Raw genomic sequence first — 6,208 nt, 5'->3', positions numbered from 1 at the left:
ACTCGCGGCCGGCACCAAACGGTCCTAAACCCCGCCCGATAAAGATCCAACCAACGTGTTATTTCTCGGCGAGCCCTTAGTCGACCGACGACCGGGGCGATCGTTGCTGGAACGCCACCGACGCGTGCTGCGCCTCGGCCCGCAACCTGACGACTCGCGTTACCTCAGCGAGCTCCTCTCGACGCTGCAGGGCTCGTACCAGATCGGCCGCTCCCGCGTCTACGCATGGTCTGCACGTCATGGGCCTCATTGGCCATGGCGTGCAGGCGTTGCGCAGGAACGTATAGACGCAGCAGTGGGAACTCCGCGCGTTCCTCATGGGCCATGTGATTCAGCAGGACGCGATGCAGGTTCGCGAATCTCGCGTCGAACGTGACGTCATCCGCCGCGACCCGCTGAAGACCGGACAGCTCGCGCAGAATGTTGCCGGCCTCCACCATGCACGCCACGGCGTCCGCCGCACCACCCGTCGTGTGATCGACGACCGACGGATAGATGACCTTGCGGTCACTGAATTCGTGGCGACTCACCAACTCGGCGAGCTGGTTGAACAGACGCTGTTTGCCGGAACGGCCCGCCGTATCCACCTCGTCGCAGAGCCGCCGGATCCGGTCGTGTTGCATCGACGAGAAGTCGACGATGTCCTGGATCATGTGAACCCCATTCACGGTCGAACAGCCGGTGTACCGATGGTCTCGACCCGCAACGCACCGGCCGTGACTCCTCCCCCCGGCGCCGCTGGTGGGCGATCCCGTCTACCACCGTCACCGTCCCCACTCCCTTGCCGACAGAGGCGTTCGTCCCGGTTTCAGGGCGTCGACGAGACCAACGCCCACACACCGAGTTCTGTACCAGTCCGGCCGGTCTGTGGTCGGCGGAAAGCCGCCGGGCCGGACCTCAAGGGCCGACATCAGTGATCTCAGTCGATGAAGCAGGGCAGAACTACCCCTATGACCGGGCCCGCCGGCTCTGCCACGGGCGGCGGCCTGGGCGGAACGTGGAGTCAAGCGAACGGCGAGAGGAGGGGCATCGTGCACTGCAGCAGCGAGCCCGAACAACCAGCCAAGCGCCGCACCCTCGTCCTCGATCGTCCCGATGTCCGAACCGGACCGGGCGAGGCGGTGTTGCGACCGCCGTGCCGGACCGAAGTCCGATCCCGCCGACACCGACACGATCGGACCAGAACCCGGTACGCCGTCCGTTGCCCGAGCTGAGGCACGCCCCATGAAGGACCAGAGCCCGCCGACCTTCGGCGTGGAAGAAGAGTTCCTACTGCTCGATCCCCACAACGGTCGGCCAGTGCCGAAAGCACCACGCGTTCTCCGTCTGCTCCGCGGTCAGCCCGGACCCCGCGCCGAGTTGATGCGATACCAGGTCGAGGTGGCGACCCGGGTCTGCGCGACCACCGACGAGTTGCGCGCCGAACTGCGACGCCTGCGCGAAATCGCATCGGATGCCGCTCGGTCCTGCGGTTGCCGGCTCGTGGCCAGCGGCACCTCGCCCTACCCCGCGCCGGGCCTGTCCGCGCTCACCGAGAACCCCCGATATCGGGAGCTGGCACGACGCTATCCTGTACTCACCGCCGTCTCCGGCACGTGCGCCTGCCACGTTCATGTCGGCGTGCCGTCGCGCGACACCGGCGTGCAGGTCCTCAACCGGTTGCGGCCATGGCTGGCGACCCTGCTCGCGCTCAGCGCCAACTCGCCGCTGGAGGAGGGCCGGGACACCGGCTGGGCGAGCCGCCGGTACCCTGCCTTGGCTCGCTGGCCGACCGGGCGGCCACCGTCGATCTGGCCGGACGCTGCGGCCTACGACCGCGCGTTGCACCGACTGATCGAGCGGGGTGCGGCGCTCGACGAAGGCAGCGTCTACTGGCTCGCTCGGCTGTCACCCCGATACCCGACCGTCGAGGTCCGCGTCGCCGACGTCTGCCCCGACATCGACACCGCTGTGCTGGTGGCCGTGCTCGTCCGCGGACTGGTCGCGACGTGCATCGCCGAATCACGGTCGGGCGAACCGGTCCCCTCGGTGGACGGGACGACAGTTCGCACGAGTCTGCAGGCAGCCGCACGATACGGACTCGCAGGTTACGCCATCGACCCGTGGACCGGTCTCCGCACTGATCCGTGGCACCTGGTGAATCGCCTGGCCGACCAGATCGGCCCCACGCTCGCCAGTCTCGGGGACGAGCGAACCGCGCGTCGTCTGCTGCGCGTGGTCGCCGGCCGCGGTGCCGGAGCAGAACGCCAGCGCAAAGCCTGGAACCGCGCGAGTTCCCCCGCCGATCTGGTGGCCGAGCTGACCACGACCACCTGGACGACGGACCCTCGACAACACGGTCCGCGGGACCCGATGATTCAGGACCACTCCGTCCACCACCACGCAGCGGGCCGATGACGACAGTCACGAGCTTCCGCGTCGTGCCGCCGAGCAGACACCGCCATCCCTTTCCCGCTCGTTGCGCAACTGCTTCCTCGGCGTCAGGAGGCTGCGCGGTCCATCGTGGTCGGCTTCGGCGAGACGGGACCTTCGGCCCTGGAAACTTGGAATCGGCTGGGCAACGGTGGTCTGCGGGAGGAACGCATGCGAGGGTTTCGCAACACCACTGCGGCCTCGCCGCAGATCTCCGACATCTATGTTCGCGGTCCCGTCGACACACCCACCATCGTCTACGCCCAGAGGGCAGTGGCCGGTGCGGTCGCCACGGGACCACCTCCACGGCACCTCAAAATCAAGATCGCCGAGTACAGCGGTCGCGGCCAGGCGCCCCTGTGCGTCGTGCAGGTCACGACATCAGTGCCGCGGGCTCTGCAGCGCCTCGGAGCCCGTTTGGCGCACGGCGCCGGTCCACCGACATTCAGCGGCGACGAATGGCAGCACAGGCGGACGCCACGAATCATTCCCACCTACGCACGGCCACGCCGGCAGCCACGGGGGCTGGTCCGTCACAAGGCCTTCCCGCTGGCCATACAGAACGCGGCCACCGCCGCGCTCACTATGGACCTGCGCGACTACGACTTCCATCTGCTCATCAACGACCACGACCGCCAGGACAGCGTCGTCCATCGCGGCCGACAGACCGGATACCACTTGTCCACCGTCAGCATCCAAGCGTCACCCGGTAGGGACCACAGCGCGTGGTCCCTCGAGCCGGGCTCGCATCAAGCCGCGTACCAGAATGATCGGTGCCGGGCTGTGATGCAGTAACGTTTGCGCCGCCGAGCCGAGCAGACCTCGATAAGGTTGCCGGCCGCGGGCGCCGATGATGATGAGCCGGGCTCTCGTCGACGCAGCGACCAGCACTGCTTCCGGCTCCCCGCGTTGCAGGCGGACACGCGCCGTGAGCCGATACTTGTCCTCACGCGGGGCGACGAGATCGACGAGGACGCGCAGTTCGTCATAGTCTCGCGTGCCGGCTCCGGGGATGGGCATCGAGGCTCGTACGACGACCAGTTCGGCCCGGCGCCGGGCGGCCAGGTCGAAGGCGAAGTCGAGGGCCCGTTCCGACGACGGCGATCCGTTGACTCCGACGACGATCGGCCCGCCGGACGGGGCCGCCGACCTGGCCACCAGAACCGAACAGGCGGCGCGGGCCGCGATGTGCACCGCGACGGAGTGCGTCGGCAGGCAAACGCGGGTGGACAAGCCACCGTCGCCAACGGCTATCAGGGCGGCGAGGCGGGCCTCACGCAGGAGCGTCGACGTGGCGGCACCTTCCAGCAGCCGAGTGGTGATCACCACGCCGGGCGCGGCAGTGTGAGCCGCGGACACGGCGCGTCGGATCACGTCTTTGGCGGTGGCACCCGGCCCCGTGACAGTCTCGGTGTCAGTGCCTCTCCATCCGGCGTCGATGGGCGCCGGCCGACGGGGGAGCCAGTTGAACGCGTGCACGATATGCAAGGGACACTCGTACGCGGCCGCGTGCCGGGCGGCGAGAAGTGTCGCGGACAGGCTGGACGGCGACCCGTCCACGCCGACGACCACGGGTACGGAACGTGGTGATTGCACCGTCACCCACCTCCCCCACATACGCCGAGTGCACCGGTGGGACGGTTCTCAGGTAGACGAACCACCAGAGCAACTCTCTGCTCCTTCCGATATATCGTTGTCCACGGGCTACGGACAGGGTCGTCCGGCCCGACCTCGATCTGCTGTCCGACCGGCGCGGATCAGGCGGCGTGCGCGAGGAACTCGCAGGCTTGGCCAGTCGTCGCAAGTCGTGGGCAGTCGTCTTCGTCGATGCGGCGCCCGGTGCGTTCGCTCAGTAGTTCGACGAACCTGAGGAAGTCGAGCGAGTCGAGCTCGAGGAACTCCCGGATGTCCGTGGCGGCCTCCAGCCGGTCGAGGTCGGCCTCGGGCGCGACCTCGTGCAGCGCCGCCCGGACGGCGGCGAGGGTGTCGGTGCGATTCACAGCTCCTCCGGTCGTTGCAGTAAACGGGCCAGGGTCCGCAGATATCGGGAGCCGGTGGCGCCGTCGGTGGCTCGGTGGTCGGCGGCGAGACTTGCCGTGACCACTCGGCGGATGCCGAGCAGGCCATGTACCGCCCAGGGCCGCTCGGTGACCGTCCCGAAGCCGACGAGCGCCACCTGTGGCGGGTAGATGACCCCGATGATGGACTCGACGCCCTGCTCGCCGAGATTCGAGACGGTGATGGTGGGGCTCGACAGCTCGCTGCCGCGCAGCCGGCCGGCTCGGGTGCGGGTCACCAGGTCCTTGAGGCGGTTCATGAGGTCGTCGAGGCTCAGTGCGTCGGCGTCGGCGATGGCCGGTGCGACCAGGCCGCCGCCGCGCAGGGAGACCGCGACTCCCAGGTTCACGGAGGGGGCGGGCAGGAAGTGGTCGTCGATCCAGAATCCGTTCAGCTCGGGAACCTCGTTGGCGGCACGGGCAGCCGCCTTGAGCAACAGGGCGGCCGGCACCGTCCGCTGCGGCACGGGAAGTGTCTGGTTCCGGTCGTGCAGCCAGCTGAGGGCGTCGGTCAGGTCGATGGCCTCGGTCAGGTAGTAGTGCGGGATCTCGCGCTTCGACCGTGCCATGAGCGCGGCGATGGTGTTGCGCATGGCTGCTGCACGCTGTGCCGCCTGCTCGGTGGCGTTGGTCTCGCCGGTCGTGGGCGTCGCCGTGGTGGTCGGCTGCGACGCGGCCTGGTGCGGTCTGGTCGCCTGCTGGACGTCGGCGGCGCTGACCGCGCCGGCCGGACCGCTGCCGGTCACGGTTGACAGATCGACCCCGGTGTCACGGGCGAGTCGCCGGGCCCGGGGCGAGACTCTGGCCCGGTCCCGGCCGGCCGGTGGGGCGGGTGCTGTCGGGACCGTTGGCTCGGCGGCGGCCCGTTCGACGTCAATCCGGGTGATCCGGCCACCCGGCCCGGTGCCGTGCAAGGTGCTCAGATCGACGTGCAAGGTCGACGCGTCGTGGCGTACCAGCAGGGACAGTACGGCGGAAGGCTCGCCGTCCGGCACTGGTCTGACAGGCCGGGCCGGGCCGGAGGTGGGCTGTTCGCCGGCCGCCGGTTCGATGGCCTGCTCCCCCGATGCGATGACAGCCAGCGGCGCACCGACCGGCACCCGGGTGCCGGGTTCGACCAGGATTTGCTGGACGGTGCCGCTGTCGAAGCACTCGACCTCGATGGCGGCCTTGTCGGTGTCCACCACCGCGACGATGTCGCCTTTGTGGACGGCGACGCCCGGCTTGACGAGCCATTCGAGCAACACGCCGTCGGTCATGTCGGCGCCGAGCGAAGGCATCCGGAACTCAGCCATCGGTGGTCACCAGTTCGCGGACCGCGGCCCGGACACCTTCCGGCTGCGGCAGCGCCGCCCGTTCCAGCTGTGCCGCGTACGGCATCGGAACCTCGGCCGAGCAGACCCGGGCGATCGGGGCATCAAGCTCGTAGAAGGCCTGCTCGACGATGCGGGCGCTGACTTCGGCGGCCAGGCTACCCGTGCGCCATCCCTCGTCCACGACGACCACCCGGTGCGTGCGGGCGACGGAGGCCATGATGGTGGTGTCGTCCAGCGGCCGCAGGATCCGCAGGTCCACCACCTCGGCGTCGATCCCGTCGCCGGCGAGCAGGCCGGCAGCGGTCAGCGCGGTGGCAACCGTCCCGCCGTACCCGATCAGCGTGACGTCCCGGCCGGGACGGCGGATCACAGCGCGGTCGATGTCGGCGACGCAAGCGTCCGGCGCCTCGGCGGAGGTGTTGT

The 6,208-nt window shown here is 69.2% G+C and carries 7 protein-coding genes; 2 read left to right on the top strand and 5 right to left on the bottom strand.

Annotation, left to right across the window (positions count from 1 at the left end; translation table 11 throughout):
• Window positions 1–164: 164 nt before the first annotated feature.
• Entirely contained in the window at window positions 165–653 is a 489-nt protein-coding gene (locus tag LXN57_RS27235; RefSeq protein ID WP_251801066.1) for a hemerythrin domain-containing protein, read from the bottom strand.
• Between the two features lie 571 nt (window positions 654–1,224).
• On the opposite strand from LXN57_RS27235, the gene LXN57_RS27230 reads away from it, so the two are divergent.
• Both LXN57_RS27230 and LXN57_RS48375 read left to right on the top strand, forming a co-directional pair.
• The gene (locus LXN57_RS27230) at window positions 1,225–2,397 is read left to right on the top strand and encodes a carboxylate-amine ligase (RefSeq protein WP_251801065.1); all 1,173 of its coding nucleotides are present in this window, start codon (window positions 1,225–1,227) and stop codon (window positions 2,395–2,397) included.
• A gap of 186 nt (window positions 2,398–2,583) precedes the next feature.
• Window positions 2,584–3,207, top strand: a complete 624-nt coding sequence (locus tag LXN57_RS48375) for a sigma 54 modulation/S30EA ribosomal C-terminal domain-containing protein (protein WP_369077295.1) — start codon at window positions 2,584–2,586, stop codon at window positions 3,205–3,207.
• Here the strand turns inward: LXN57_RS48375 and LXN57_RS27225 are convergent.
• The 4 genes from LXN57_RS27225 to LXN57_RS27210 all read right to left on the bottom strand — a co-directional run bounded on the left by LXN57_RS27225 (window position 3,115) and on the right by LXN57_RS27210 (window position 6,155).
• Window positions 3,115–4,029, bottom strand: a complete 915-nt coding sequence (locus tag LXN57_RS27225) for a universal stress protein (protein WP_251801064.1) — start codon at window positions 4,027–4,029, stop codon at window positions 3,115–3,117. The two genes, LXN57_RS48375 and LXN57_RS27225, sit on opposite strands and share 93 nt — an antisense overlap.
• A 140-nt stretch (window positions 4,030–4,169) precedes the next feature.
• Window positions 4,170–4,412 (bottom strand): acyl carrier protein, encoded by a 243-nt coding sequence (locus tag LXN57_RS27220; protein WP_251801063.1) that lies wholly within the window; start codon window positions 4,410–4,412, stop codon window positions 4,170–4,172.
• Complete coding sequence (locus LXN57_RS27215; protein WP_251801062.1) at window positions 4,409–5,764, bottom strand: dihydrolipoamide acetyltransferase family protein; 1,356 nt, start codon at window positions 5,762–5,764, stop codon at window positions 4,409–4,411. The genes LXN57_RS27220 and LXN57_RS27215 overlap by 4 nt, the downstream gene beginning before the upstream one ends.
• A complete protein-coding gene (locus tag LXN57_RS27210) occupies window positions 5,757–6,155 on the bottom strand; it encodes a transketolase C-terminal domain-containing protein (protein ID WP_251801061.1) in 399 nt (132 codons plus the stop codon). The genes LXN57_RS27215 and LXN57_RS27210 overlap by 8 nt, the downstream gene beginning before the upstream one ends.
• Window positions 6,156–6,208 lie beyond the last annotated feature (53 nt).

Source organism: Paractinoplanes hotanensis, from assembly GCF_023717965.1.
Classification (GTDB): Bacteria; Actinomycetota; Actinomycetes; order Mycobacteriales; family Micromonosporaceae; genus Actinoplanes; species Actinoplanes polyasparticus.
Note: the sequence above shows the minus strand (reverse complement) of the source record. Positions and strands in the feature narration are given on the sequence as shown.